23 protein-coding genes and 1 tRNA gene are annotated in these 21,964 nt (G+C 67.5%); 11 read left to right on the top strand and 13 right to left on the bottom strand.

Translation table 11 applies throughout. The features are described from left to right. Positions 1 to 38 precede the first annotated feature (38 nt). Together dcd and EQ874_RS04285 are read right to left on the bottom strand one after the other, a co-directional pair. On the bottom strand, positions 39 to 629 hold the full coding sequence (gene dcd, locus EQ874_RS04290; protein ID WP_129975755.1) for a dCTP deaminase: 591 nt from the start codon (positions 627 to 629) through the stop codon (positions 39 to 41). 44 nt (positions 630 to 673) lie between these two features. Continuing rightward, the gene (locus EQ874_RS04285; protein WP_129975753.1) at positions 674 to 1,309 is read right to left on the bottom strand and encodes a TetR/AcrR family transcriptional regulator; all 636 of its coding nucleotides are present in this window, start codon (positions 1,307 to 1,309) and stop codon (positions 674 to 676) included. 262 nt (positions 1,310 to 1,571) lie between these two features. On the opposite strand from EQ874_RS04285, the gene EQ874_RS04280 reads away from it, so the two are divergent. After that, positions 1,572 to 1,645: transfer RNA gene (locus EQ874_RS04280), tRNA-Gly, on the top strand. A 23-nt stretch (positions 1,646 to 1,668) separates the two neighbouring features. On the opposite strand, the gene EQ874_RS04275 is transcribed toward EQ874_RS04280, so the two are convergent. The 3 genes from EQ874_RS04275 to ahpC all read right to left on the bottom strand — a co-directional run bounded on the left by EQ874_RS04275 (position 1,669) and on the right by ahpC (position 4,679). Then, positions 1,669 to 2,244, bottom strand: a complete 576-nt coding sequence (locus EQ874_RS04275) for a gluconokinase (RefSeq protein WP_242496629.1) — start codon at positions 2,242 to 2,244, stop codon at positions 1,669 to 1,671. 130 nt (positions 2,245 to 2,374) lie between these two features. Beyond that, positions 2,375 to 3,970 carry an alkyl hydroperoxide reductase subunit F gene (ahpF, locus tag EQ874_RS04270; protein WP_129975751.1) on the bottom strand — a complete coding sequence of 532 codons (1,596 nt, stop codon included), beginning with the start codon at positions 3,968 to 3,970 and terminating at the stop codon, positions 2,375 to 2,377. Between the two features lie 145 nt (positions 3,971 to 4,115). Further along, positions 4,116 to 4,679 (bottom strand): alkyl hydroperoxide reductase subunit C, encoded by a 564-nt coding sequence (gene ahpC, locus EQ874_RS04265; protein ID WP_016933943.1) that lies wholly within the window; start codon positions 4,677 to 4,679, stop codon positions 4,116 to 4,118. A gap of 214 nt (positions 4,680 to 4,893) precedes the next feature. Here ahpC and EQ874_RS04260 point away from each other — a divergent pair, with 214 nt between their 5' ends. Then, positions 4,894 to 5,697 carry an alpha/beta hydrolase gene (locus EQ874_RS04260; RefSeq protein ID WP_242496628.1) on the top strand — a complete coding sequence of 268 codons (804 nt, stop codon included), beginning with the start codon at positions 4,894 to 4,896 and terminating at the stop codon, positions 5,695 to 5,697. Here the strand turns inward: EQ874_RS04260 and EQ874_RS04255 are convergent. Further along, complete coding sequence (locus tag EQ874_RS04255) at positions 5,685 to 5,927, bottom strand: DUF2630 family protein (protein WP_064063527.1); 243 nt, start codon at positions 5,925 to 5,927, stop codon at positions 5,685 to 5,687. The two genes, EQ874_RS04260 and EQ874_RS04255, sit on opposite strands and share 13 nt — an antisense overlap. 100 nt (positions 5,928 to 6,027) lie before the next feature. On the opposite strand from EQ874_RS04255, the gene EQ874_RS04250 reads away from it, so the two are divergent. Beyond that, entirely contained in the window at positions 6,028 to 6,450 is a 423-nt protein-coding gene (locus tag EQ874_RS04250) for a hypothetical protein (protein WP_129975747.1), read from the top strand. An 18-nt stretch (positions 6,451 to 6,468) separates the two neighbouring features. Here EQ874_RS04250 and EQ874_RS04245 read toward each other — a convergent pair whose 3' ends face one another. Further along, positions 6,469 to 7,404 carry a DUF1214 domain-containing protein gene (locus EQ874_RS04245; protein WP_129975745.1) on the bottom strand — a complete coding sequence of 312 codons (936 nt, stop codon included), beginning with the start codon at positions 7,402 to 7,404 and terminating at the stop codon, positions 6,469 to 6,471. Positions 7,405 to 7,513: 109 nt separating this feature from the next. Further along, positions 7,514 to 8,020 (bottom strand): VOC family protein, encoded by a 507-nt coding sequence (locus EQ874_RS04240; RefSeq protein WP_129975743.1) that lies wholly within the window; start codon positions 8,018 to 8,020, stop codon positions 7,514 to 7,516. Positions 8,021 to 8,255: 235 nt separating this feature from the next. Between EQ874_RS04240 and EQ874_RS04235 the strand changes: the two genes are divergently transcribed. After that, a complete protein-coding gene (locus EQ874_RS04235) occupies positions 8,256 to 8,681 on the top strand; it encodes a hypothetical protein (protein ID WP_064063523.1) in 426 nt (141 codons plus the stop codon). 3 nt (positions 8,682 to 8,684) lie between these two features. On the opposite strand, the gene EQ874_RS04230 is transcribed toward EQ874_RS04235, so the two are convergent. Next, the gene (locus EQ874_RS04230; RefSeq protein ID WP_064063522.1) at positions 8,685 to 9,521 is read right to left on the bottom strand and encodes a DUF1206 domain-containing protein; all 837 of its coding nucleotides are present in this window, start codon (positions 9,519 to 9,521) and stop codon (positions 8,685 to 8,687) included. A gap of 130 nt (positions 9,522 to 9,651) precedes the next feature. Between EQ874_RS04230 and EQ874_RS04225 the strand changes: the two genes are divergently transcribed. Together EQ874_RS04225 and EQ874_RS04220 are read left to right on the top strand one after the other, a co-directional pair. Beyond that, positions 9,652 to 12,969, top strand: coding sequence for a bifunctional proline dehydrogenase/L-glutamate gamma-semialdehyde dehydrogenase (locus EQ874_RS04225; RefSeq protein WP_129975741.1), 3,318 nt, complete (start codon positions 9,652 to 9,654; stop codon positions 12,967 to 12,969). Between the two features lie 66 nt (positions 12,970 to 13,035). Next, positions 13,036 to 13,416 carry a hypothetical protein gene (locus EQ874_RS04220; protein WP_064063520.1) on the top strand — a complete coding sequence of 127 codons (381 nt, stop codon included), beginning with the start codon at positions 13,036 to 13,038 and terminating at the stop codon, positions 13,414 to 13,416. 4 nt (positions 13,417 to 13,420) lie between these two features. On the opposite strand, the gene EQ874_RS04215 is transcribed toward EQ874_RS04220, so the two are convergent. Continuing rightward, positions 13,421 to 14,995, bottom strand: a complete 1,575-nt coding sequence (locus tag EQ874_RS04215; protein WP_064063519.1) for a hypothetical protein — start codon at positions 14,993 to 14,995, stop codon at positions 13,421 to 13,423. Between the two features lie 114 nt (positions 14,996 to 15,109). Between EQ874_RS04215 and EQ874_RS04210 the strand changes: the two genes are divergently transcribed. The 3 genes from EQ874_RS04210 (at position 15,110) to aroD (ending at position 17,997) form a co-directional block, all read left to right on the top strand. Beyond that, on the top strand, positions 15,110 to 15,433 hold the full coding sequence (locus EQ874_RS04210) for a hypothetical protein (RefSeq protein WP_064063518.1): 324 nt from the start codon (positions 15,110 to 15,112) through the stop codon (positions 15,431 to 15,433). A 116-nt stretch (positions 15,434 to 15,549) separates the two neighbouring features. Then, entirely contained in the window at positions 15,550 to 17,184 is a 1,635-nt protein-coding gene (locus EQ874_RS04205; RefSeq protein ID WP_129975739.1) for an MDR family MFS transporter, read from the top strand. 42 nt (positions 17,185 to 17,226) lie between these two features. Continuing rightward, complete coding sequence (gene aroD / locus EQ874_RS04200) at positions 17,227 to 17,997, top strand: type I 3-dehydroquinate dehydratase (protein ID WP_129975737.1); 771 nt, start codon at positions 17,227 to 17,229, stop codon at positions 17,995 to 17,997. Here the strand turns inward: aroD and EQ874_RS04195 are convergent, their stop codons facing one another. Both EQ874_RS04195 and EQ874_RS04190 read right to left on the bottom strand, forming a co-directional pair. Continuing rightward, on the bottom strand, positions 17,998 to 18,366 hold the full coding sequence (locus EQ874_RS04195; RefSeq protein ID WP_165369192.1) for a CrcB family protein: 369 nt from the start codon (positions 18,364 to 18,366) through the stop codon (positions 17,998 to 18,000). Continuing rightward, a complete protein-coding gene (locus EQ874_RS04190) occupies positions 18,363 to 18,824 on the bottom strand; it encodes a CrcB family protein (protein WP_064063515.1) in 462 nt (153 codons plus the stop codon). Before EQ874_RS04190 ends, EQ874_RS04195 begins: the two co-directional genes overlap by 4 nt. 185 nt (positions 18,825 to 19,009) lie before the next feature. Here EQ874_RS04190 and nhaA point away from each other — a divergent pair, with 185 nt between their 5' ends. Both nhaA and EQ874_RS04180 read left to right on the top strand, forming a co-directional pair. Further along, on the top strand, positions 19,010 to 20,308 hold the full coding sequence (gene nhaA, locus EQ874_RS04185) for a Na+/H+ antiporter NhaA (RefSeq protein WP_084421612.1): 1,299 nt from the start codon (positions 19,010 to 19,012) through the stop codon (positions 20,306 to 20,308). A gap of 109 nt (positions 20,309 to 20,417) precedes the next feature. After that, positions 20,418 to 21,080, top strand: a complete 663-nt coding sequence (locus EQ874_RS04180) for a universal stress protein (protein WP_129975734.1) — start codon at positions 20,418 to 20,420, stop codon at positions 21,078 to 21,080. Here the strand turns inward: EQ874_RS04180 and EQ874_RS04175 are convergent. Further along, on the bottom strand, positions 21,052 to 21,948 hold the full coding sequence (locus EQ874_RS04175; protein WP_064063513.1) for an alpha/beta hydrolase: 897 nt from the start codon (positions 21,946 to 21,948) through the stop codon (positions 21,052 to 21,054). The two genes, EQ874_RS04180 and EQ874_RS04175, sit on opposite strands and share 29 nt — an antisense overlap. Between the last annotated feature and the right edge of the window lie 16 nt (positions 21,949 to 21,964).

The raw sequence follows: 21,964 nt of genomic DNA, 5'->3' as shown, positions 1-21,964 counted from the left end.
GTATCCGGCCGTTCCGAGCGCAGGATCCGACGCGGACGTCAGTTGGGACGCGCGTCGGGGTGCTTGTGCACGAAGTTCAGGTACGCCTTCGACGGGGTGGGCCCGCGCTGGCCCTGGTACTTGGATCCGACCTTCGCGCTGCCGTAGGGATGCTCGGCGGGGCTCGTCAGCCGGAACAGGCACAGCTGACCGATCTTCATTCCCGGCCACAGCGTGATCGGCAGGTTCGCGACGTTGGACAGCTCGAGGGTGATGTGCCCGTCGAAGCCCGGGTCGATGAAACCGGCCGTCGAGTGTGTGAGCAGGCCGAGCCGGCCCAGCGACGACTTGCCTTCGAGGCGACCGGCGAGGTCGGCCGGCAAGGTGCACCGCTCCATCGTCGACCCGAGCACGAACTCGCCGGGATGCAGCACGAACGGCTCACCCTCGGGCACCTGCACCAGCGATGTCAGTTCGTCCTGCTGCTCCGCCGGGTCGATGTGGGTGTAACGGGTGTTGTTGAAAACGCGGAACAGGCTGTCGAGCTTGACGTCGACACTCGACGGCTGCACGAGTTCCGGATCGAAGGGGTCGATGCCGAGATGGCCGGAAGCGATCTGGGCGCGGATGTCACGATCGGAGAGCAGCACGGATAGAGGTTAACAACCTGCTCGGGGCCGGCCGGACAGGTGCTCTACGTGGACTGATCCTTACGCAGTTGCTCCGAGATGATCAGCAGCAGCTCGGTGCACTCCTCGATCACGTCGTCGCGATCCATCGGGACCGTGCCGTCGAGCCACGCCGTCAGTGCCTGCGCAAGCCCTCCGACGACGTAGTGTGCCGCAAGGTCGAGGCGCGGGCTCGGGGCGACCGCGTAGATGTTCTCGGCCTGCGCCGTGACGAGGCCGGCGAACATCCGGGTCGAATCCAGGCGCCGCCTGGACAGCTGCGGATTGGCCTGGCTGACGGAGAACATGATGCGGCCGAGCCGGGGGTCCTCCTCGATCTCGTGGACGATGTTCTCGACACCTGCGCGGACGATGACGCGGTCGTCGCTCGTCGGTGCGGCCGTCACCGCGGCCATCGTGCTCTCGGCGATGCGCTGGACCACGTGGTCGTAGACGGCTTCGGTCAGCTCGTCGCGGTCGGTGAAGCTCTCGTAGAAGTAACGCGACGCCAGGCCGGCGCGCTTGCAGACGCCGCGGACGGACAACGTGGGCTCGCCCTCGGCGGCGCCGAGGAGGTCGAGGCCGGCCTCGACGAGCTGGGCTCGTCGATCGGCCTGCCGTTCCTCACCTGCGCGTCCACCGTAGAGCCGTCCAGTCGTCATGAGTCCATCTTCGCAGCGTTCCACCGTCACGCCCTAACCCACTCCGAACACGAGCACGTTCACATGACGGCAGGTGAAGGGGACGCGACGCCATGTTCGGCACGACATTGCAAGTGCCACAGGAAACTATCGAGCACTTCTCGCCGGCACCGGGCGGCGGATCCGGACGGGACGGTCGCTCGTCCACAGGCCCTGCGGGTCTGCTACAGTGTGCTCCGAAGCTTTGGGCGGGAGTCGACGAAAATCGGCGAACGCCCAGCGTGCCGATGTAGTTCAATGGTAGAACATCAGCTTCCCAAGCTGAATACGCGGGTTCGATTCCCGTCATCGGCTCCACAGCACATGAGATGTGCCGATCCCTATCTGTCCCCTGTTCCCCCTCTGTGGCGACCATCGTGCGCTCGCGACTTGAGCGATTCGACGTCCCGAGGTTTCGCTCCCCAGGGTTCCGGCCGGTCCACGAGATACGAGCAGGCGGTATCGACGAGCTCGGGTAGCGGCAGGGTGCCGTCCAGGGCGACGCCGTCCTCGTCGGCCCCGAGCGGCTCGAGCGTCTCGAACTGCGAAGCCACCAGTGTCTCGGAGAAGAAGTGGCCGCCGCGTTCGCGAATCCTCGACCTCACGACGTCCACGGGCACGTCCAGATGCAGGAAGAGGCTCGGAGTGCCGGAACGCAGAATGTCTCGATACGACCGCTTCAGTGCCGAGCACGCGACCACCGGAGTCCCGGTACTTGCGGCGGTGGCCGCCGCGACGGCGCGCAGCCACGGCTCACGATCCTCGTCGTCGAGCGCCCGGCCGGCGCGCATCTTCTCGATCGACGACGCGCTGTGGTAATCGTCCGCATCGATGAACACGCCGCCGATCCCGTCTGCAAGCTTCCGCGCGAATGTCGTTTTCCCGCATCCACTCACGCCCATCACCACAACGGCCATGCCACATCGTAACGACGGGGAGGTTGTGGTCGCTCCCGTCGACATTCTCGACCCCAACCTCAGAAGTTCACCCGAAGCAGCATGGCCGCCACCCCCGAAGGGAGTGACGGCCACGGGGCTGCGGTGACGTCTAGACGGTCGCGGCGACCGTTTCCTCGCCCTCGGCCGGGGCGCTCGTGCGGATCAGGTGGTCGAACGCGCCGAGCGCGGCCGTCGCACCCGCACCTGCGGAGACGATGATCTGCTTGTACGGGACGGTCGTGCAGTCGCCGGCGGCGAACACACCCGGCACCGAGGTGCGGCCGTGGTCGTCGACGACGATCTCGCCGCGCGGGCTGAGTTCGACGGTGCCGGACAGCCATTCGGTGTTCGGCAGCAGACCGATCTGGACGAACACGCCGTCCAGGTCGAGGGTGCGCGACTCGTCGGTGGTGCGGTCGGTGTAGGTCAGGCCGGTGACCTTCGAACCGTCGCCGAGAACCTCGGTGGTCAGGGCGCTGACGATGATGTCGACGTTGGGCAGGCTGCGGAGCTTGCGCTGCAGCACCTCGTCGGCGCGCAGCACCGAGTCGAACTCGATGAGGGTCACGTGGGCGACGACACCGGCGAGGTCGATGGCGGCCTCCACACCGGAGTTGCCGCCGCCGATGACCGCGACGCGCTTGCCCTTGAACAGCGGGCCGTCGCAGTGCGGGCAGTAGGTGACACCCTTGTTGCGGTACTCGTCCTCGCCGGGCACGTTCATCGCGCGCCAGCGAGCACCGGTGGAGAGGATGACGCTGCGCGAGAGCAACCGGGCGCCGCTCTCGAGCTCGACCTCGACCAGGCCGCCCTCGGTGGGGGCGGGGGTGAGCTTCGATGCCTTCTGGACGTTCATGATGTCGACGTCGTACTGCCGCACGTGGTTCTCGAGTTCGGCGGCGAACTTCGGGCCCTCGGTGTAGGGGACGGAGGGAAAGTTCTCGATGGCCATGGTGTCGAGCACCTGGCCGCCGAAGCGCTCGGCGAGAACGCCGGTGCGGATCCCCTTGCGGGAGGCGTAGATCGCGGCGGTCGCGCCGGCCGGTCCACCGCCGACGACGAGGACGTCGAAGGGGTCCTTCTCGCTGATCGCGGCGGCGGCGCGCTCGGCGGAGCCGGTGTCGAGCTTGCCGACGATCTGCTCGAGGTTCATGCGGCCGGAGCCGAACAGCTCCCCGTTGAGGAAGACGGTCGGCACGGCCATGACCTGGCGGGCGTCGACCTCGTCCTGGAAGAGGGAGCCTTCGATGGCGGTGTGCTTGATGCGCGGATTGGTCACGCACATCACGTTCAGGGCCTGCACCACGTCGGGGCAGTTCTGGCACGACAGCGAGAAGAAGGTCTCGAAGTGGAAGTCGCCCTCGAGATCGCGCACCTGCTTGAGCAGCTCCGCGGCCTCCTTCGACGGGTGGCCGCCGACCTGCAGCAGGGCGAGTACGAGGGAGGTGAACTCGTGGCCGAGCGGGATGCCCGCGAACTCGACCTCGATGTCGGTACCGACCCGGCGGATCAGGAAGGAGGGGCGACGGGTGGCTTCACCGTCGCGTACATGGGTGACCAGGTCGGACATGCCGGCGATCTGGTCGAGGAGGCCGGCGAGTTCCGTGGACTTCGGTCGGTCGTCGAGGGACGACACGAGCTCGATCGGCTGGGTGACCTTCTCGAGGAGGGACTTCAACTGGGCGGCAAGGGAGGCATCGAGCATGAGGATCTACTCCAGAGGTGGAAGAACTGTGACCGGAAGAGATGGGAGTCGGCGAACTTCTCAGCTCGAGCCGAGCGGACCCGGACGGTGCCCGGTGGCACGGGACATTCGATCCCGTGCCACCGGAACGGTTTCCGTCGACGAATCAGATCTTGCCGACGAGCTCCAGCGACGGAGCGAGGGTGTCGTCGCCCTCTTCCCACTTGGCCGGGCAGACCTCGCCCGGGTGGCTGCGGACGTACTGAGCGGCCTTGACCTTGCGGACGAGTTCGGCGGCGTTGCGGCCGATGCCCTCGGCGGTGACCTCGGTGAACTGGATGACGCCGTCCGGGTCGACCAGGAAGGTGCCGCGGTCGGCCAGGCCCTGCTCCTCGCGGAGCACCTCGAAGTCGGTGCTGATCTGCAGGGTCGGGTCACCGATCATGGCGTACTTGATCTTGCCGATGGTCTCGGACGAGCCGTGCCACGCCTTGTGCGTGAAGTGCGTGTCGGTCGAGACGGAGAAGACCTCGACGCCGAGCTTCTGCAGCTCCTCGTAGTGGTCTGCGAGGTCGCCGAGCTCGGTCGGGCAGACGAAGGTGAAGTCTGCGGGGTAGAAGAAGAAGATCGCCCACTTGTCCTTGATGTCCTCGTCGGACACGGTCACGAAGGCGCCGTCCTTGAAAGCCTCGGCCTTGAAGGGCTTGATCTTCTTGTTGATCAGCGACATGTAAGAACCTCACTCATCTCGATGGGGTTGACGACTCCGACGTTATCCGCGAACTATTGATTGTGCCAATCGATAGTTTCTAGAAATTCGATAAGCAAGGGCTATAAAACATCGTTCGACCAGCTCATCGCATGTCACCCTCCCTAAATGTGACAGAACACACAACCTGTACGACAGGGCACTCCGGCCCGCCGTCGAGAGGACGATGGAACCGATGCACTCACGACCGCCATACCGCCGCACCGGATCCGGTGAACCTCTCCTCCTCCTGCACGGCATCGGCGCCACGATGGACGACTTCTCCACACTCGTCCCGCGACTCGCCGAGCACTTCGACGTGCCGAATGTCGACCTGCCCGGCCACGGTTCGTCGCCGAAGCAGAAGGGCCGTCCCACGATCGCGGCCCTCACCGACACCCTCGTCGAGACTCTCGACGCGCACGGACTCGACCGGGTGCACGTGCTGGGCAACTCGCTCGGCGGCCGGCTCGCGATCGAACTTGCCGTGCGCAACCGTGCTCATTCGGTGGTGGCCCTGTCCCCTTCCGGTCTCGGACTGCCCCCGGAGCGGATCTTCCAGGGCGCGCTCATGACGACCGCCCGCCTGCTCAACAAGGCCCGCAGCCCGTTCATCGAACCGATGGCGCGCACTGTCGTGGGCCGTACGGCGCTCACAGCAGGACTCCGCGCGATGCCGTGGAAGACGTCGCACACCGAATCGCTGTCGGTCAAGGGCGGCTTCGCCGAGTCCGACGGCTTCTGGTCGATGCTGTGGGATGGCGTCCTGACCGACGTGCCCACAGGCCTCGGCCGCATCTCGTGCCCTGTCACCCTCGCGCAGGGCGTCCTCGACACGGTCGCGGCGGCGCAGACCGTGCGGTACGCACCGCTGATCCCCGGGGCACGGTTCGTACCGCTCCCCTGGGCCGGCCACGCACCGCAGTCCGACTGTCCCGAGACCATCGTCGACCTCGTGCGCCGGACCGCCGCGCGCGCCACCGACGCCTACTGCCGATAGGACTCGACCTCGTCGACCGGCCGTGCCTGCGCGCCGTCCGGATCGTCGCCGAACTCGGCCTTCGCGCGACGCTGCCGCAGCAGGTCCCAGCACTGGTCGAGCCTCTTCTCGACAGCGGCCAGCCGCTGCAGGTCCTCGTCGCTCGGACCGTCCGCGCCGGTTCGTGAGCGCAGCGTCTTCTCCTCGTCCACCAGCTTCTCGATGTGCTGGAAGAGGTCGTTCTCGTCCATGGGAAACTCCCTCGATGTGGTGTTCCGTCGGCATAGCCTCATCCGGCAGGAGTGAAACCGCCGCCGGTTTCGCACCCGACCGGCCGGGTATCTCCTCGACATGAGCATCGAAGACGGTCCCGGCGACACCCTCAGCCCCAGCGAAGGCCTCGACGCCGACGAAGTGCGGAACAACGACGGTGACGAGATCGTCGACCCGCCCGAGGGCTGGAGCGGCGCCGACAAGTTCGGAACGACCCCGCGTGAAGAGCAGGAAGGCGAGTCGCTGGACCAGCGCCTCGCCGAGGAGGAACCCGACGTCGAACCCGCCGAACCGCTGGACACGCCCGTCGCGGCGACACCGGAGGACGAACTCACCGAGGACGTCGACGAGGTGATCGACGACGCCACCACCGGCGCGCCCGAGGACTCGAAACTCGCCGACGAGGTCGACGGGGTGATCGTGCAGGATTCGCGTGTCGACCGCGGTCAGATCAGCGGCGCCCCCGAGGACGGGGAGTCGATCTTCCCGATCGTCGAATAGCAAGCGTGTCCGGGGCGGTCACCGTGCGGGCGTGAGTTCCGGCAGCGTCCAGCTGCCGTCGATGATCGCCGCCCTGGGCCGGTAGAGACGGACGAGGAAGTTCCAGCCCTCCGGAGTCGGAATCGCGTTCGGCGTGCCTTCGGGGAAATCGCCGAAGCGCACGGTGACCGAACCGTCCTCGTTCGGCTTTCCCGTGATGTTGTTGACGCTGTACGCCTCGCGTGGGTTGGGTGCGAAGAAACCTTCCGCGTCGTAGACGGACACCGACCAGAACCCGTCGACGGGAACGTCGTCGAGCGTCAGCTCGTAGTTCCCCGGCGGGAGCTGGGGTGCGACGCCGATGTAGGAGGCTTCGCTGCTCGGCAGACCGCCCCACCCGGCCGCGGTGCCGATGAGGTGCCTCACCGGATCGACCTCGTCGGGACGACCGAACGTCGAATCGAAACCGGTGAGCCCGGAAGCGAGTCGGAGCAGCGCCGTGCGGGTCGCATCGAGACTCGCCGTGTCGTACTCGGGTGCGGTGAACGGCCGCGCCGACGCCGCGTCGATGCGTATTCCGTCCTGGATCGCGGCCGCCGCTTTCAGGTCGTCGGGGTCGGCCGGATCCGCCAGGGTGCGAACCGCGACGACCACATGGGGCGACTCGGCGTCGAGACGGTGACTGCCGGCCTCGTGGTGGATGGCGCGGACGAAATGATCCCGATCGAGGACCATCGCAGAGACGTAGCGGTCGCCGTGCTCGGGCAGGGTGAGCGTCGCGCCCTCCGAGACGTCGACGACTGCGAAACTGTACAGGGTGTCGCGGTTGAGGCGGATCACGGTCTGCCGGTCGATCGCCGCCGGTTCGCGGTTGTGCAGCAGCAGATTCACGCCCCCGGCATCGCGTTGCAGATCGGTGAACATCCGATCGGTCTCGGCCCGGACGAAGTTGTCGACGTTCACGTGCACGGTCATGCGGACTCCCTGTGTCGAAAGCGCCACTTCCTGCGCGACGACGATAGGCGAGAGGGAGGTTGCGTGCGCGTCGTTCGGACGAACACGCACACAGCCTCCCCCTCGATCGCTACAGGACCTTCGAGCCGTACATCTCGCCGAGCGGGTCGGCGATGAGTTCCAGCCGCGCGCCGTCGGGGTCCCGGAAGTACAGGGAGACCTCGCTGTGTTCGGCGAGTTCGACTCCCGCCTCGATCAGTTTGGTGCGCAGGCGTTCCCAGGTGGGGAGGGCGACGCTGATCGCGATGTGGTGCAGTCCGCCGAAGACCTCTCGATACGGGCCGAGGTCGAGACCGGGGAAGTCGAAGAAGGCCAGCAGGTTGCCGTTACCGATGTCGAAGAAGAAGTGCGACGACCCCGGGTAGTCGCGGTTCTCGATCAACTCCGTCAGCGGGAACTCGAGAAGGCCCTGGTAGAAGCGCACGGTCCGCTCGACGTCACTGCTGATCAACGCGGTGTGGTGCAGTCCCCGCGCCGAGGACCGCGGACGTGATTCGGCCGGCTTCAGGTGTGCGTCGCGAACGACTGCACGCCGGCGCTCGAACTCGTCGGAGCGTTGGCGCTCGTCGGTGGTCATCGATCCACCCTTTCCCGGCGTAGTTGCGTTCTCAACCACCAGGATCGCTCCGATTAGTTGCATTGTCAATTAGTTCGGGGCGGCAACAGCACTTCGTGACCGCGGGGGTCACGGGCCGGGTACGACGATCTCGGCGCCGTCACGTCTTCTTCACAACCATCCGATTCACCCGCTCCTGCCGATGCCTGTGGAGACGATGAATGCGTCGGGGGCTCACCGGTCCCGAGGAGATCCCATGCACCATCGCAGAACCCTGCGCGCAACGGTCGCGCTGCTCGCACCACTGGCACTGCTCGCCGGATTCGCACCCGGCGCGGGCGCAGCGGACACCGACACCCGAGGAATGTGGACGGTCAGCACCCGCGGAGACACCGTGGTGCTGAAACTGATCTATACGTCCCCACCGGACGAGGACCATCCCTTCCTCTGCGTCGCAGCGCTCGGCACCGGCGAGTCCGGAACCGCGGAGATCTACGGCGCGAACTACCAGACCCTCGAGTTCACGGGAATCTCCGCCGGACGCAATGTGGCGACCGCGAGTTGCGAGGACGACGACGGGGAGTTGCGGCCGGTGGGCGCGATCGAGTTCGACCTGCCGGGCCCACCGACCCTCCACTACGTCGCCACCGAATACTTCCGGTTCGACGACGGGGACGACTGAGCGTCACATCTTCGCGTCGCGCGCCATGACGAAGCTGTACAGGCCGTAGACCGCGATACCCAGACCCATGAGGACGAGCAGCACCGCACCGAAAGGCTGCGAACCCAACGTCTTCAGCGCCCCGTCGAGTCCCGCTGCCTTCTGCGGGTCGGCCTGGAAGACCGCGACGATCACCAGCACACCGACGAGACCGATCGCGAGTCCCTTCGCGACGTATCCGACGACCCCGAGGCGCTCGACGAACGTACTGGGACGACCCTTCAGGTCGTCGACGAAGTTCTTCGACACCCCCTTGTAGACGTGATACGCACCCACACCGAGGATCACGAGTCCCGCGACGACGAGGACGAACTTGCCCGCGCCGGACTGCAACAGCTTCGCCGTGAGTCCCGCGTTCTGTTCACCGCTGGACTTGCCGCTGCCGCGGGCGAACCCGAACGCGGTGTAGGCGAACGCGAGGTAGACCACGCCGACGCAGAACGCCTTGAACCGATCGAACACCTTGTCCTTCGTGTCGGCGTCGGGCCGTTCCGGTTCCGACGCCTTGCCGAAGGCCGCTTCCGCGAAGCGCCACAGACCCATCATCACGAACACGACGACGGCGATCCACAACGCGATCTTCCCGCCGGGCTGCGCGCCCAGCTCTGCCATCGCACCGGACTGCGAGGCCTCCTGCTCACCGCGGCCGAACGCGACCCGGATCGCAAGGTAACCGATGAGCAGGTGCACTATGCCACTGCCGACGTAGCCGGCACGGGCGAACTTCTCGAACACGCCGTTCTGCGCGACGCGGTCGGCGGATGCCGACGCGCCGTGCGACGCCGGGGCCTGACGGTTCACTCTCGTCTCCTCGATGGTCGGGACTGTCCCCTTCGCGCTGTATTCCCGAGACCGCGGACCGCAAACGCGAACCGCCTCCGATGGGTAGATTGGCGTCAGGTTCGTCAACGCCGTCGATCGGAGGCGCATCGTGCGGATCGTCGAGGATGCCGTCGCCCTGGCCCGCCGGTGGGCGGAGGAATCGGCGCATGTCGCCCCCGACCGTGCGGCCCGCCACCTGGCCGACGTCCTGAAAGACCCGCACGGACCCGAGTTCACCGTCCGCTTCGTCGACGAGGTGATCCGCCCCGAGGACCCGGTGGTGGCAGCGCATGCCCTGGCCGAATTGTCCCGGAACATACCGGATTTCCTGCCCGTTCACCTGCGGGCAGCCGTGAGGGCGGGCGGAACGATCGGCCCCCGTTTCCCGCACCTCGTCGTTCCCACCGCGCGCCGCGCTCTCCGCGCGATGGTGGGCCACCTCGTCGTCGACACCGACGACGCCGCGCTCGGCCGGGCGATCGCACGACTGCGTCGTCCCGGCATCCGGCTCAACCTCAACCTGCTGGGCGAGGCCGTGCTCGGCGACGCCGAAGCCCGGCGCCGTTTCGACGGCACCCTCGCCCTGCTGGCACGCGAGGACGTCGACTACGTCTCGCTCAAGGTCTCGGCGGCGGTCGCGCCGCACTCGCCGTGGGCGTTCGACGAGACCGTCGCGGACATCGTCGACCGGCTCACCCCCCTCTATCGGCTCGCCGCGAACTCGCCGACACCGAAGTTCGTCAACCTCGACATGGAGGAGTACCACGACCTGGAGGTGACGGTTGCGGCGTTCACGAGCCTGCTGGACCGGCCCGAGTTCCTGCATCTCGAGGCCGGAATCGTGCTGCAGGCCTATCTCCCCGACGCGCTGCGCACGATGATGCGGCTGCAGGAGTGGGCGGCGGCGCGACGCGCACGTGGGGGCGCGGCGATCAAGGTGCGGGTGGTCAAGGGCGCCAACCTGCCGATGGAGCGGGTCGACGCGGCGCTGCACGGCTGGCCGCTCGCCACATGGCACACCAAGCAGGAGACCGACACGAACTACAAGCGCCTGCTGCACTACGCGTTCACCCCCGAGCGGATCGAGAACCTGCGGATCGGCGTCGCCGGTCACAATCTCTTCGACATCGCCTACGCGTGGGTGCTCGCGGGTCGCCGGGGAGTGCGGCACGGGATCGACGTCGAGATGCTCCTCGGCATGGCGCAGAGTCAGGCCGAGGTGATCCGCCGACAGGTCGGCAGCCTGCTGCTCTACACACCCGTCGTGCGCCCCGACGAGTTCGACGTCGCCATCTCCTATCTGGTGCGCAGGCTCGACGAGGGGTCCGGGCAGGACAATTTCATGTCCGCCGTGTTCGATCTCGCCGACGACCCCGCGCTGTTCGGACGGGAGGAACAGAGATTCCGCGCGTCGGTGGCGGCGCTCGACGAGACGGTCCCCTCCCCCCATCGCACGCAGAACCGGCAGGAACCACCACCATCGACAGCGCCGCCGGCGGTGTTCGCGAATACGCCGGATACCGATCCCTCCCTGCCGCAGAACCGCGAGTGGGGTCGTCACATCCTCGAACGGGTACCGTCGTCGAAACTCGGCATCGACACGGTACGGGCGCACATGCTCTCCTCCGAGGACGAGCTCGAGCGCGTGCTGGCCGACGCGGCCGCCGCCGGGCGCTCGTGGGGTGCCCGCAGCGGCGCCGAGCGCGCGGAAATTCTCGAGCAGGTCGCCGACGTACTCGAAACGCGCCGCGCCGATCTGCTCGAGGTGATGGCGGCCGAGGGCGGCAAGACTCTCGACCAGTCCGATCCGGAGGTCTCGGAAGCAATCGACTTCGCGCGGTTCTACGCAGGGCGGGCCCGCGAACTCGACACCATCGACGGTGCGCGGTTCGTGCCGTCGACCCTCACGGTGGTGACGCCGCCCTGGAACTTCCCGGTCGCGATCCCGGCGGGGTCGACGCTCGGGGCACTGGCCTCCGGTTCGGCCGTGATCCTCAAACCCGCGACACTCACGGCGCGGTGCGGGTCGGTGCTCGCCGAGGCGATGTGGGATGCGGGTGTACCGCGCGATGTGTTGCATCTCGTCCACGCCGACGAACGGTTGCTGGGCTCGACGCTCGTTGCCGACCCCCGCGTCGACCGGGTGGTGCTCACCGGCGCCTACGAGACCGCAGAGCTGTTCCGCTCGCTGCGTCCCGGTATGCGGCTGCTCGCCGAGACCAGCGGCAAGAACGCGATCGTCGTGACGCCGAGCGCCGATCCGGATCCGGCGGTGCGCGACGTCGTGCAGTCGGCCTTCGGGCATGCCGGGCAGAAGTGCTCGGCGGCGTCGCTCGTGATCCTCGTCGGGTCCGTGGCGACGTCGCGTCGATTCCGGGATCAGCTCGTCGACGCGGTGCGTTCGCTGCCGGTCGGTCCCGCGCACGACCCGCGAACGCGCATGGGGCCGTTGATCGAACCGGTCCGGGACAAACTGCTCACCGCGCTCACCGAACTCGAGGACGGCGAGTCGTGGCTCGTCGAACCGCAACGCCTCGATGAGGAGGGGCGACTGTGGAGCCCCGGCGTGCGCACCGGCGTGCGACGCGGGTCGCGCACACATCTCGTCGAATTCTTCGGTCCGGTGCTGGGGGTGATGACCGCGGCCGATCTGGACGAGGCGATCGCGATCCAGAACGAGGTGGACTACGGACTCACAGCGGGCCTGCATTCGCTCGACTCCGACGAGATCGCCCGTTGGCTCGATCGCGTCGAGGCGGGAAATCTGTACGTGAATCGCGGTATCACCGGAGCCATCGTGCGACGGCAGCCGTTCGGGGGATGGAAGAAGTCGTCGGTGGGAGCAGGTTTCAAGGCGGGCGGCCCGAATTATCTCTTCGGTTTCGGGTCCTGGGAGGGCAGTGCGCCGGCCGAGGATGCGTTGCGCCGGGTGTTCGAGAACGACGAGCGGGTGTGGGCATCGGAATTCGCTGTGCCACACGACGTCACCGGCCTGTCGGCGGAGCGGAACTTGTTCCGGTACCGGCCCGTTCGCACACACGTACGTCTCGGGGAGAGTGGACGGCCGGCCGAACTCGTGCGCGTGCTCGGCGCGGCCGCCCGGACGGGCGCACCGGTGGACATCTCTTCGGCTTTCGCCGTCGATCTCGTAAGATGTTCGAATACAGCAGGTTTCGACGGCCGTGTACGTGTGGAGAGCGATGCGGAATGGGAGGAACGGATGGTCGACGTGGCACCGGCACGTGTCCGCCTCATCGGCGCAGCGCCGCCCGTCGCATGGAACACCCGATGCGACATCGCAGTGTTCGACCATCCGGTGACCGCAGCCGGACGAATCGAAATGCTGCCGTTCCTGGCCGAGCAGGCCGTCTCGATCACCGCACACAGATTCGGCACACCGCATCGGCTCACCGACGAGATCATCTGAAAACAAACCCGGAATCGGTTCTCCCGAAGTCCTGTGAACCCCGGCACTGTGAGGTGGAATAGGAAAATGGATATCGCCACGACACCCCCGACCGAACGTCGCAAGCTCGCACTGGCGGCGGTGAAAGAACTCGGGCCTCAGCGCACCGAGAAGGCCGTCGTCAAGGTGCGCTGCCCCAAGGGGCACACCCTCGCCGCGGTGTACAAGACTTCCGAGGGGCAGGTGGTGGTCTCCCGCAGTGGCCCGGGTGGACGCGGCAACCGCGACCGGGAAGCCACACCGCACAACGGCACATCACTCAATTCGGAATTCGTGGACACCCTCGAGGCAACACAGTTCGAGGACGACGAAATCCCCTCGGGCTGCGCGTGCGGTCCGCGAACGCTCTCGCGTAAGAAGATGCAGGACGCCGTCGCATCGCACGAACACGTCGTCAACCTGACCTGATCTCTCACAGACCGAAACGCAACTGCACCCGGAACACGTCGAGCACCTCGTCGACCCATCCGAGGATCGAGAGCGTCGAATCGATGTTCTGCGGTGGCGTGCACACCAGGGTGTCGTGCCGGATCAGACGCTCGAAATCCACGGCGACGGAACCGGTCCGCACCGTTCCGTTCGGCGTCCGGAATTCGACGCCGGCACGCACCATCACGTCGACGACCTCCTGGGCGAGGATCCCGTAGGCGACGGTCGTCGGGTGCACGCCGTCGAGGGAGAACAATCCCCCACTGTCGCGACCACCGTGACCGTCGGCGGACAGGAAACGGGTGTCGGGCACCGGGTCGAGTGCGGCGAGCGCCGGCGGCAGGGGATACGGCTGCCACCACGCCGGCCGCGCTTCGAGGTCGTCGACGTAGCGGCGGGCGGCCAGACGGTCGAGGATGCCGGCGGTGTCGAGCAGATACCAGTCCAGTCCGGCGCGACGCGCATCGGCGACGGCCCGGGTGATCGTCTCGTCGAACAGGTCGATCGCAGCATCGACCATCCGGGCCTGCGCACCGGTGATGTGTTCGTCGCGGGCTGCATCGAAGCGGCGCTCGTCCACCCAGGGCCGGGTGTAGTACGGGAAGTACGGTGAGCCGTTCTTCGTCCCGATTCCCCGGGCGATGGGTGCGATGGTGACGTGTGGGACGGTGCACAGCACCACGTGCCGCGCGTCGATGTCGCGGAGCTTCGCGACGACCTCGGCGAACTCGCTGTCGAAATGTTCGGGCTGCCAGATCGTGTAGGCCTGTTTCGCGTCGAGGTCGCGGAAGTCGTCGCCGCTCCAGACGATCCGCAGTTCGGTGATGGTCCGCAGTGCGTTGTTGGAACCGAGGAAGACGACGAGGGTCTCGATGCCCTCGCCGGTGTCGTCGCCGTGGTCGGTGCCGAGTTCGCGGGCGACGTCGAACAGGGTCATTCCGCGGCGTCGTTCGTCGGCGTTCGGATAGACGTACAGCGCCGCCCGTTCCCCGTTGTTCTCGACGAGTTGCCGCACGAGGTCGTCGCGGGGTGTGCCGATGCGGTCCGCGCAGTCGCGGGCGGTCTTCTGCAGCGCGTCGCGCAGATCCCAGCCGAAGCACGACAGGTTGTGGAGATATCCGACGAGCGGTGGTCTCGCGCCGGGCCCGCGTTCCCAGTAGTCCTCGACCTCGTCCATGAAGCCGCGCGCCGTGAACAGTGCCGCCGGCAGTTCCCACGGGTCGAGCGTCGTCCCGTGCCGCTCCTCGATCCGGCGCAACAGCACTTCGGCGTTCAGCGGCAGCCCGCCCGGCCCGCCGAAGCGCGGATACCGCAGGCCGGTGCCGAGCTCGTAGGCGACGATCGCCGGGACGGAGACGTCGGTGTTGTAGATCGCGCCGCTCTGGAAGCCCTGCAGCAGGGAGTCGCCGAGAGCCACCAGACGGTGCGGGGGTGTGCCGCGGAAGGAGCGGGGGACGTCGATGCCGAGGGTGGGGTCGGCGACGGGCACCCTCGGCGGTTCGGCGGCACGCGCCACGACCGTATCCGGTGTGCCCTCCGGGATCTCGTCGGACGTCATCACGCCTCCTCAACCCCCTCATCGAGGGTAGGCACACGACACCGTCGTCGTTGCCGAAAACTCGGCACATCGTCGACGACACCCTCGGTCAGGGGCGACGCGTACCTTCGGAGCATGAGCGACGCCGACTTCGCCCACACCGATCGCGCCGAGAAGAACCGTCGCGACAAGGCCGTGACCCTGGCCCGGTATGCATGGAATCGCGGCATCTCGGGAGCCGAACTGCTCGCCATGACCGACGAGACGAGGCGCAAGCTGGCCCGGGCTGCGGACGCGCATCCGCCGCGCACGATGGAGACCTGGGAGCTCGCCGCGAGATTGATGGACGAGAAGACGGTGTGGGCGCAGAAGCACCCCGATCATCCGGCAGCGGTCCGCACCGACGAGGACGAGAAGATCATGTGGGTGAAGCCGCCCGCGCGGTCCTGGTTCGAGTGACCGGGAGGAATTGCCTTGCAGCAGAAGTTACCGAGTGCAACAATTCCCGATCGCCTCACTCGTATGCAGGCCACCTTCCCATAACAGCTCGATATTCCTATTCCGACAGGAACACCGTGACCACCACCTCGGAACCACTGGTTCTCACCCAGCGACGGATCTGGATCATCTTCTCCGCGCTCATCGCGGGCATGATGCTCGCCAGCCTGGACCAGACGATCGTCTCCACCGCCATGCCCACGATCGTCGGGCAGCTCGGCGGCGTCGAGCACCAGGCGTGGATCACCACCGCCTACCTGCTCGCGGTGACCATCGTGATGCCGATCTACGGCAAGTTCGGCGACATCTTCGGGCGCCGGCACCTGTTCCTCATCGCCATCGGCGTGTTCACCCTCGCGTCCGCGGCGTGCTCGACGACCGACGACTTCTGGACCTTCGTGATCTTCCGCGCGATCCAGGGCTTCGGCGGTGGCGGTCTGATGATCCTGTCGCAGGCGATCATCGCCGACATCGTGCCCGCCAGCGAGCGCGGTAAGTACATGGGCCCGCTCGGTGCGATCTTCGGACTGTCGGCCGTCGGTGGCCCCTTGCTCGGTGGCTTCTTCGTCGACCACCTGACGTGGGAGTGGTGCTTCTACATCAACGTGCCGGTCGGCATCATCGCGTTCGTCATCACCTGGTTCGCGCTGCGCCTGCCGACGAAGCGTCCGACCAAGAGGATCGACATCCTCGGTGTCGTCACGCTCTCGCTCGCCACGACCTGCCTGATCTTCTTCACCGACTTCGGTGGCGACACCGACCGCGGCTGGGCCGATCCGCTGACCTGGTCGTTCGGCGCCGGTCTCGTGGTGTTCGTGTCCCTGTTCGTGCTGGTCGAGTCGCGGGCACAGGATCCGATCATCCCGCTGTCGCTGTTCCGCAACCCGATCTTCGTCAACGCCACCGCCATCGGTTTCGTGCTCGGCCTCGGCATGTTCGCCGCGATCGCGTTCATGCCGACCTTCCTGCAGATGTCGTCGGGCACGTCGGCCGCGGTCTCGGGTCTGCTGCTGCTCCCGATGATGGCCGGTCTGATGATCACCTCGATCGGGTCGGGTCTGGCCATCACCAAGACCCAGCGGTACAAGATCTATCCGATCGCGGGGTCGCTGATCACCGCCGCAGGCATGCTGTGGCTGACCACCCTCGAGGGCGACACCCCGCTGTGGGTGATCTGCTCGATGCTGTTCGTCTTCGGTCTGGGTCTCGGCCTGATCATGCAGGTCGTGATCCTGATCGTGCAGAACGCCGTGCCCGCCGACGAGATCGGCACCGCGACGAGCTCGAACAATTACTTCCGCGAGGTCGGTGCGGCGCTCGGGGTGGCGATCTTCGGCACGATCTTCACCAACCGTCTCTCGGAGCAGCTCGTCGAGGTCTTCACCGCTGCCGGTGCGACACCCGAGCAGGCCGGGCAGGCCACCGCGACCGTCGATCCGGCAGCGATGAGACTGCTGCCCGATCCCGTCCGTGAAGGCGTCATCGACGCCTACGCCGACTCGCTGGCGCCGGTGTTCTGGTACCTCATCCCGTTCCTGCTCATCGCGTTCGTCCTCGCGTGCTTCATCAAGGAGATCCCGCTCTCCGACGAAGCGCTCATGGTGGCGCGCGGCGAGGCGGTCGCCGACCCCGCGAAATCGTCGAAGGACCACACCGTCGTGGTCGTCGAGGAGTCCGAGGACGCTGCGGAGAGCGGCTCGAAGCGCACGTGATCGAATAGGTCCGGCCAGCGGACGAGGGAACGGAGACGGCACGTGGGACGAACGATCACACCGGTTCGCGTCAAGGACGTGGTGATCGGTGACGGCGCACCCACGATCGTCGTCCCCGTCACCGGCCGCACCCCCGAGGTGCTGCGCGAACAGATCGCGGCCGTCGCCGATCGGGCCGACGTCGTCGAATGGCGCGTGGACTTCTTCCACACCGTCGACGACGTCGCCTCCGTGGTCGCGCAGGCCGGCTCGTTGTCCGAGCAGTTGCAGGGCACTCCCCTGCTCGCGACCTGCCGCACCGCCAACGAGGGCGGCGAGATCGCGATCGACGACGAGGCGTACGCCGATCTGACGGTCGCACTCGCCGAGAGCGGCAGCGTGGATCTCGTCGATGTGGAGTACCGGCGCGACCGCGCCGCCGTCGAGCGGATCGTCGCGGCGGCCCACGCCCGCGGTGTCGCGGTGGTGGCGTCGAACCACGATTTCGACGCCACTCCACCGAAGGACGAGATCGTCGCGCGGCTGCGGCAGATGCAGGATCTCGGCGCCGACATCTGCAAGATCGCCGTCATGCCCCGCTCGGCCGGCGACGTGCTGACCCTGCTCGACGCGACCCGCACGATGCACGAGGACCACGCCGACCGCCCGTTGATCACCATGTCGATGGGCGGTCTCGGTGTGGTGTCGCGGATCGCCGGTCAGGTCTTCGGATCGGCCGCGACGTTCGGGATGGTCGGCACCGCATCGGCGCCCGGCCAGGTCGACGCCGACGAGCTGCGCTCGGTGCTCGAGCTGATCGACCGCTCGCGTTGATCACCACACGGTGGCGAGACCGAGCCCGGCAGCGGCCGCGGCGATCGTGGTCGCGAGAGTGCCGAACGTGATCGCCGCAGCGCCCGCGTACCGGCCTTGCACGATCAGGCGTACCGAGTCGACGCTCGTCGTGCTGAAGGTCGTGTAGCCGCCGCAGAAACCGGTCCCGGCGATCGTGAGCATCGTGGTCGGGGCGTCGTGGAACAGCGCGGCGCCGGCCAGGATGCCCAGCAGCAACGACCCGGCGATGTTGATCAGGACGGTCGGCCACGGCAGCGAGGCGGTGAACCGGGCGCGCAACGCGCTGTCGACGACGAACCGCGTCACGGCACCGACGCTGCCGGCCAGCGCCACCCACACCGCGATCACCGCGGTGCACCCCGACGGTTCCCGAACCACGCTCCCAGCGCGACACCGATGCCGGTCGCGACGAGGCCGGCCGACACCGTGCCCAGCGCATAGGTCGCCGCGGCGACGAACTCACCGTCGCGGAGCAGCAGGTCGGTGTCGACCGCGAGCGCGCTGTAGGTGGTGAACGAGCCCAGTGCGCCGGTGCCTGCGCCGAGCCGGACGACACGACGCCAGGATGTGTCCGGACCCATCCGCACCAGCGACTCGAGCAGGATCCCCAGCAGCAGGGCGCCGACGACGTTGATCGCGAAGGTCGTCATCGGCCACGCGCCGTTCCCGGCCGGGAAGGCCGTGCCGAGCCCGTGACGGGCTGCGGTGCCGATGAGCCCGCCGACCGCGACGGCTGCCCACGCGGTCGGCTGCAGATGTATCGCCTGTGCAGGCGAGTACCGTTGCGGCTCGACGGGATCGACCATTCGGCGTTCCTTCCGCAGGCACCTTCGAGTTGCATCGGTCCGGACATGCGGCGTCGTCGGACGACACCGAGAGCACCGTACGGTACGGTGGGCAGCGGTGTGCCGGGAAGTCTGGTCGGCGAGTCGTGTCCCGTGGTGTGCACCGGCCTCGTCGGTCGCATCTCTCTGCCCCCGAGGAATCCGTGATGCCCACCCCCTTCTCCGGTCTTCCCCTGCTGTCCCGAGGTTCCTGGGAGGAATCGCGCCGCGTAGCCGACATCCTCCGCAAGGAGACCGTCGGCGGGATCCTGCTCCTGATCGCCGCGCTCGCCGCGTTGATCTGGGCCAACACCGCGTGGTCGGACTCGTATCACGCACTGCGCGACACCACGATCGGTCCCGCCGCGCTGCACATGGACCTGTCGTTGGGCACGTGGGCGGCCGACGGGCTGCTGGCGGTGTTCTTCTTCGTGGTGGGAGTCGAACTCAAACGCGAATTCATCGAAGGCGACCTGCGTGACCTGCGCCGCGCCGCGATGCCCGTCACCGCCGCCCTCGGCGGAATGATCGTGCCCGCACTGATCTTCGCGGTGGTCAACATGCGCGGCGGTGCCGAGGCGTTGAACGGGTGGGCGGTACCGACTGCCACCGACATCGCTTTTGCCGTGGCGATCCTCGCCGTCATCGGTACCCATCTTCCTGCCGGCTTGCGCACCTTCCTGCTCACCCTCGCGGTGGTCGACGACCTGCTCGCGGTCACGGTGATCGCCGTCTTCTACACCGACGATCTGAACCTGCTCTACCTCGCCGGCGCGTTGCTGCCGCTGATGGCATTCGGATTCGCACTGCAGCGCGGTGTGCACGCCTGGTGGTTGCTGCTTCCTCTCGCCGCGGTCACCTGGTGGCTCGTTCACGAGTCGGGTGTGCACGCGACGATCGCCGGTGTGCTGCTCGGCTTCCTCGTGCCGATCTCCCGGACGGTCGCCGGCAAGAGGATTCCCGTCGCCGAACACATCGAGCACCGCATCAGGCCGATCTCGGCCGGACTCGCCGTTCCGATCTTCGCCTTCTTCGCCGCGGGCGTCACCGTCGGTGGCTTCGACGGGTTGGCGAACGCTCTCACCGACCCCATTTCGGCAGGGGTGATCGCCGGGCTGGTCGCCGGCAAGGTGATCGGGATCTTCGGCGTCGCGTATCTGGTCGCGCGGTTCACCGGCGCCCGTCTGGACGAGGATCTGAGCTGGACGGACGTACTCGGTGTCGCGCTGCTCGGCGGCATCGGATTCACGGTCTCGCTGCTGATCGGCGACCTGGCCTACGGAGCCGGCACAGTCGCCGCCGATCACGTGAAGGTCGCAGTGCTGTGCGGATCCCTGCTCAGCGCGGTCCTCGCGTCGATCGTCCTCACCACCCGCAACCGTGCGTACCGCCGTATCGCCGCGCGCGAGCAGATCGACGAGGACGGTGACGGTATCCCCGACGTCTTTCAGGACCGGAGATCGTGACGATCCGGACCGGGGTACCGGCAACACCTCGGGTTCGGTCGCTGCTGATCACCGTCATCGCTGCGCGTCTCGCCGACCGCGCCTCGTCACCGTCTGCCAGGAGGGCAATGTGAACTGGACGATCTTCGCCGTCTTCATCACCGCGTGGGTGCTGATCGGGCTGGCAACCGGGGTGTGGATGGCGCGGCGGGGCCACGACCCGCGGTGGACGCTGATCGCCGTGATCCTCGGACCCTTGTTCGTTCCGGTCGCCTACGAGCGCGTCGAGCGTCGACCCCGGTCGGTGGCCTCCGCGCCGATCGCGATGTGGGGAACCGAACCGCCGGAAACCGGCAATCTCCGCGTCATGGTCGGCATCGACGGATCGGCGGAGTCCGACCATGCACTGCGCGTCGCGCGTCGACTGTTCGGCCCCGGCGGGGGCGTGCTCGAACTCGTCGCGGTGGTGTCGTACGACGACGGCGGCACGGACGAGTCGGAAGCTCTCCACGTGGCGAGGCAGCGACTCACGGGCGCTGCCGACGCCGCGGAGGACGTCCCGGCGGGCATGGCGGTTCTGGCCGGCCCGGCGGGCGAATCCCTTCGCTGGTTCGCCGAGGAGCGCCGAGCCGACGTCCTCGTCGTCGGGCGGCGCGGTCGTGGCATGTCCACCAGGATCCTGGGCAGCGTCGCCGAACACCTGAGCGGCCATTGTGCGGTGCCCGTACTCGTGGTCGCCCCCGACGGCCACCTACCTCGCAGCGTCAGTCGCCCCACAACTCCAGAACAGTAGTGAGGATCTCCTCCGACGCACCGAGACCACCGAGATGGCTTTCTCCGGGCAGGTGGTGGAACTGTGCGTCGGGCAGCAGATCCACCACGTGCAGACCGTGCTCGATCGGGATGATGTGGTCGGTGTCGCCGTGCCACCACCGCACGGGCACCTTCACGTCGGAGACGCGGAAACCCCAGTCGCGGGTGAACACGACGATGTCGGAGAACGGCGCGGAGATCTGACGTCGGCTGCCGTTGAGCAGGTCGTCGAGGAACATCGCCTTGAACTCGGGGCGGGCGAGCAGCCGACGGTCGGCCTCGGGTGACAGCCGCCCGTACAGGTCGATGATCGGCGACGCGAACGGGCGCACCACGCGGATCGCCGCGCTCACCGCCACGCCGATCGGGACGCTCGCGGTCTGCAGCGCCGGCGCGACGAAGGTGCCCAGCTTCATCAGGTTGCTGCCGATCGCCTCGGGACCGACGACCGGTGCCACACCGCCGAGGACCGCGGCCGCGACGACTCGTTCGCGCAACGCGTAGGCCGCGGCGAGGGTGTACGGCCCGCCGCCGGACAGGCCGACGAGGGCCATGCGGTCGACACCGAGAGTGTCGGCGACGATGCGCAGGTCGTCGCTGAACGCGAGGACGTTCTCGTAGATGTGCGGCGTCGACGAGCCGATCCCGGGGCGATCGATCCCGATGAGGCGGAGGTGGTTCCGTTCGGCGAAGGCGCGGGCCTCGATGGGCACCTGCCGGCGCGCGCCGGGCGTGCCGTGCAGCCAGAACACCGTCCGGCCTTGCGCCGAACCGAACTCGGCGAAACCGAGCCGCCGGCCCTCCCCGACCGCGACGGTGCCTTCGAGTTTCGGGCGTTCGACGTCCATGGCGCCAGCATGGCAC

Origin of the sequence: Rhodococcus sp. Q1 (genome assembly GCF_004153645.1) — a bacterium.
In the GTDB taxonomy this organism is placed as follows: Bacteria; Actinomycetota; Actinomycetes; order Mycobacteriales; family Mycobacteriaceae; genus Rhodococcus; species Rhodococcus gordoniae.
The sequence above is the reverse complement of the archived record's forward strand: the minus strand, read 5'-3'. Positions and strand labels throughout refer to the sequence as shown.

Coding starts and splice junctions, on each gene's coding strand:
- EQ874_RS04285 (WP_129975753.1), bottom strand. CDS start 1,309: ATGACGACTGGACGGCTCTACGGTGGACGCGCAGGTGAGGAACGGCAG.
- EQ874_RS04275 (WP_242496629.1), bottom strand. CDS start 2,244: ATGGCCGTTGTGGTGATGGGCGTGAGTGGATGCGGGAAAACGACATTC.
- ahpF (WP_129975751.1), bottom strand. CDS start 3,970: ATGCTCGATGCCTCCCTTGCCGCCCAGTTGAAGTCCCTCCTCGAGAAG.
- ahpC (WP_016933943.1), bottom strand. CDS start 4,679: ATGTCGCTGATCAACAAGAAGATCAAGCCCTTCAAGGCCGAGGCTTTC.
- EQ874_RS04260 (WP_242496628.1), top strand. CDS start 4,894: ATGCACTCACGACCGCCATACCGCCGCACCGGATCCGGTGAACCTCTC.
- EQ874_RS04255 (WP_064063527.1), bottom strand. CDS start 5,927: ATGGACGAGAACGACCTCTTCCAGCACATCGAGAAGCTGGTGGACGAG.
- EQ874_RS04250 (WP_129975747.1), top strand. CDS start 6,028: ATGAGCATCGAAGACGGTCCCGGCGACACCCTCAGCCCCAGCGAAGGC.
- EQ874_RS04245 (WP_129975745.1), bottom strand. CDS start 7,404: ATGACCGTGCACGTGAACGTCGACAACTTCGTCCGGGCCGAGACCGAT.
- EQ874_RS04240 (WP_129975743.1), bottom strand. CDS start 8,020: ATGACCACCGACGAGCGCCAACGCTCCGACGAGTTCGAGCGCCGGCGT.
- EQ874_RS04235 (WP_064063523.1), top strand. CDS start 8,256: ATGCACCATCGCAGAACCCTGCGCGCAACGGTCGCGCTGCTCGCACCA.
- EQ874_RS04220 (WP_064063520.1), top strand. CDS start 13,036: ATGGATATCGCCACGACACCCCCGACCGAACGTCGCAAGCTCGCACTG.
- EQ874_RS04215 (WP_064063519.1), bottom strand. CDS start 14,995: ATGACGTCCGACGAGATCCCGGAGGGCACACCGGATACGGTCGTGGCG.
- EQ874_RS04210 (WP_064063518.1), top strand. CDS start 15,110: ATGAGCGACGCCGACTTCGCCCACACCGATCGCGCCGAGAAGAACCGT.
- EQ874_RS04190 (WP_064063515.1), bottom strand. CDS start 18,824: ATGGTCGATCCCGTCGAGCCGCAACGGTACTCGCCTGCACAGGCGATA.
- nhaA (WP_084421612.1), top strand. CDS start 19,010: ATGCCCACCCCCTTCTCCGGTCTTCCCCTGCTGTCCCGAGGTTCCTGG.
- EQ874_RS04175 (WP_064063513.1), bottom strand. CDS start 21,948: ATGGACGTCGAACGCCCGAAACTCGAAGGCACCGTCGCGGTCGGGGAG.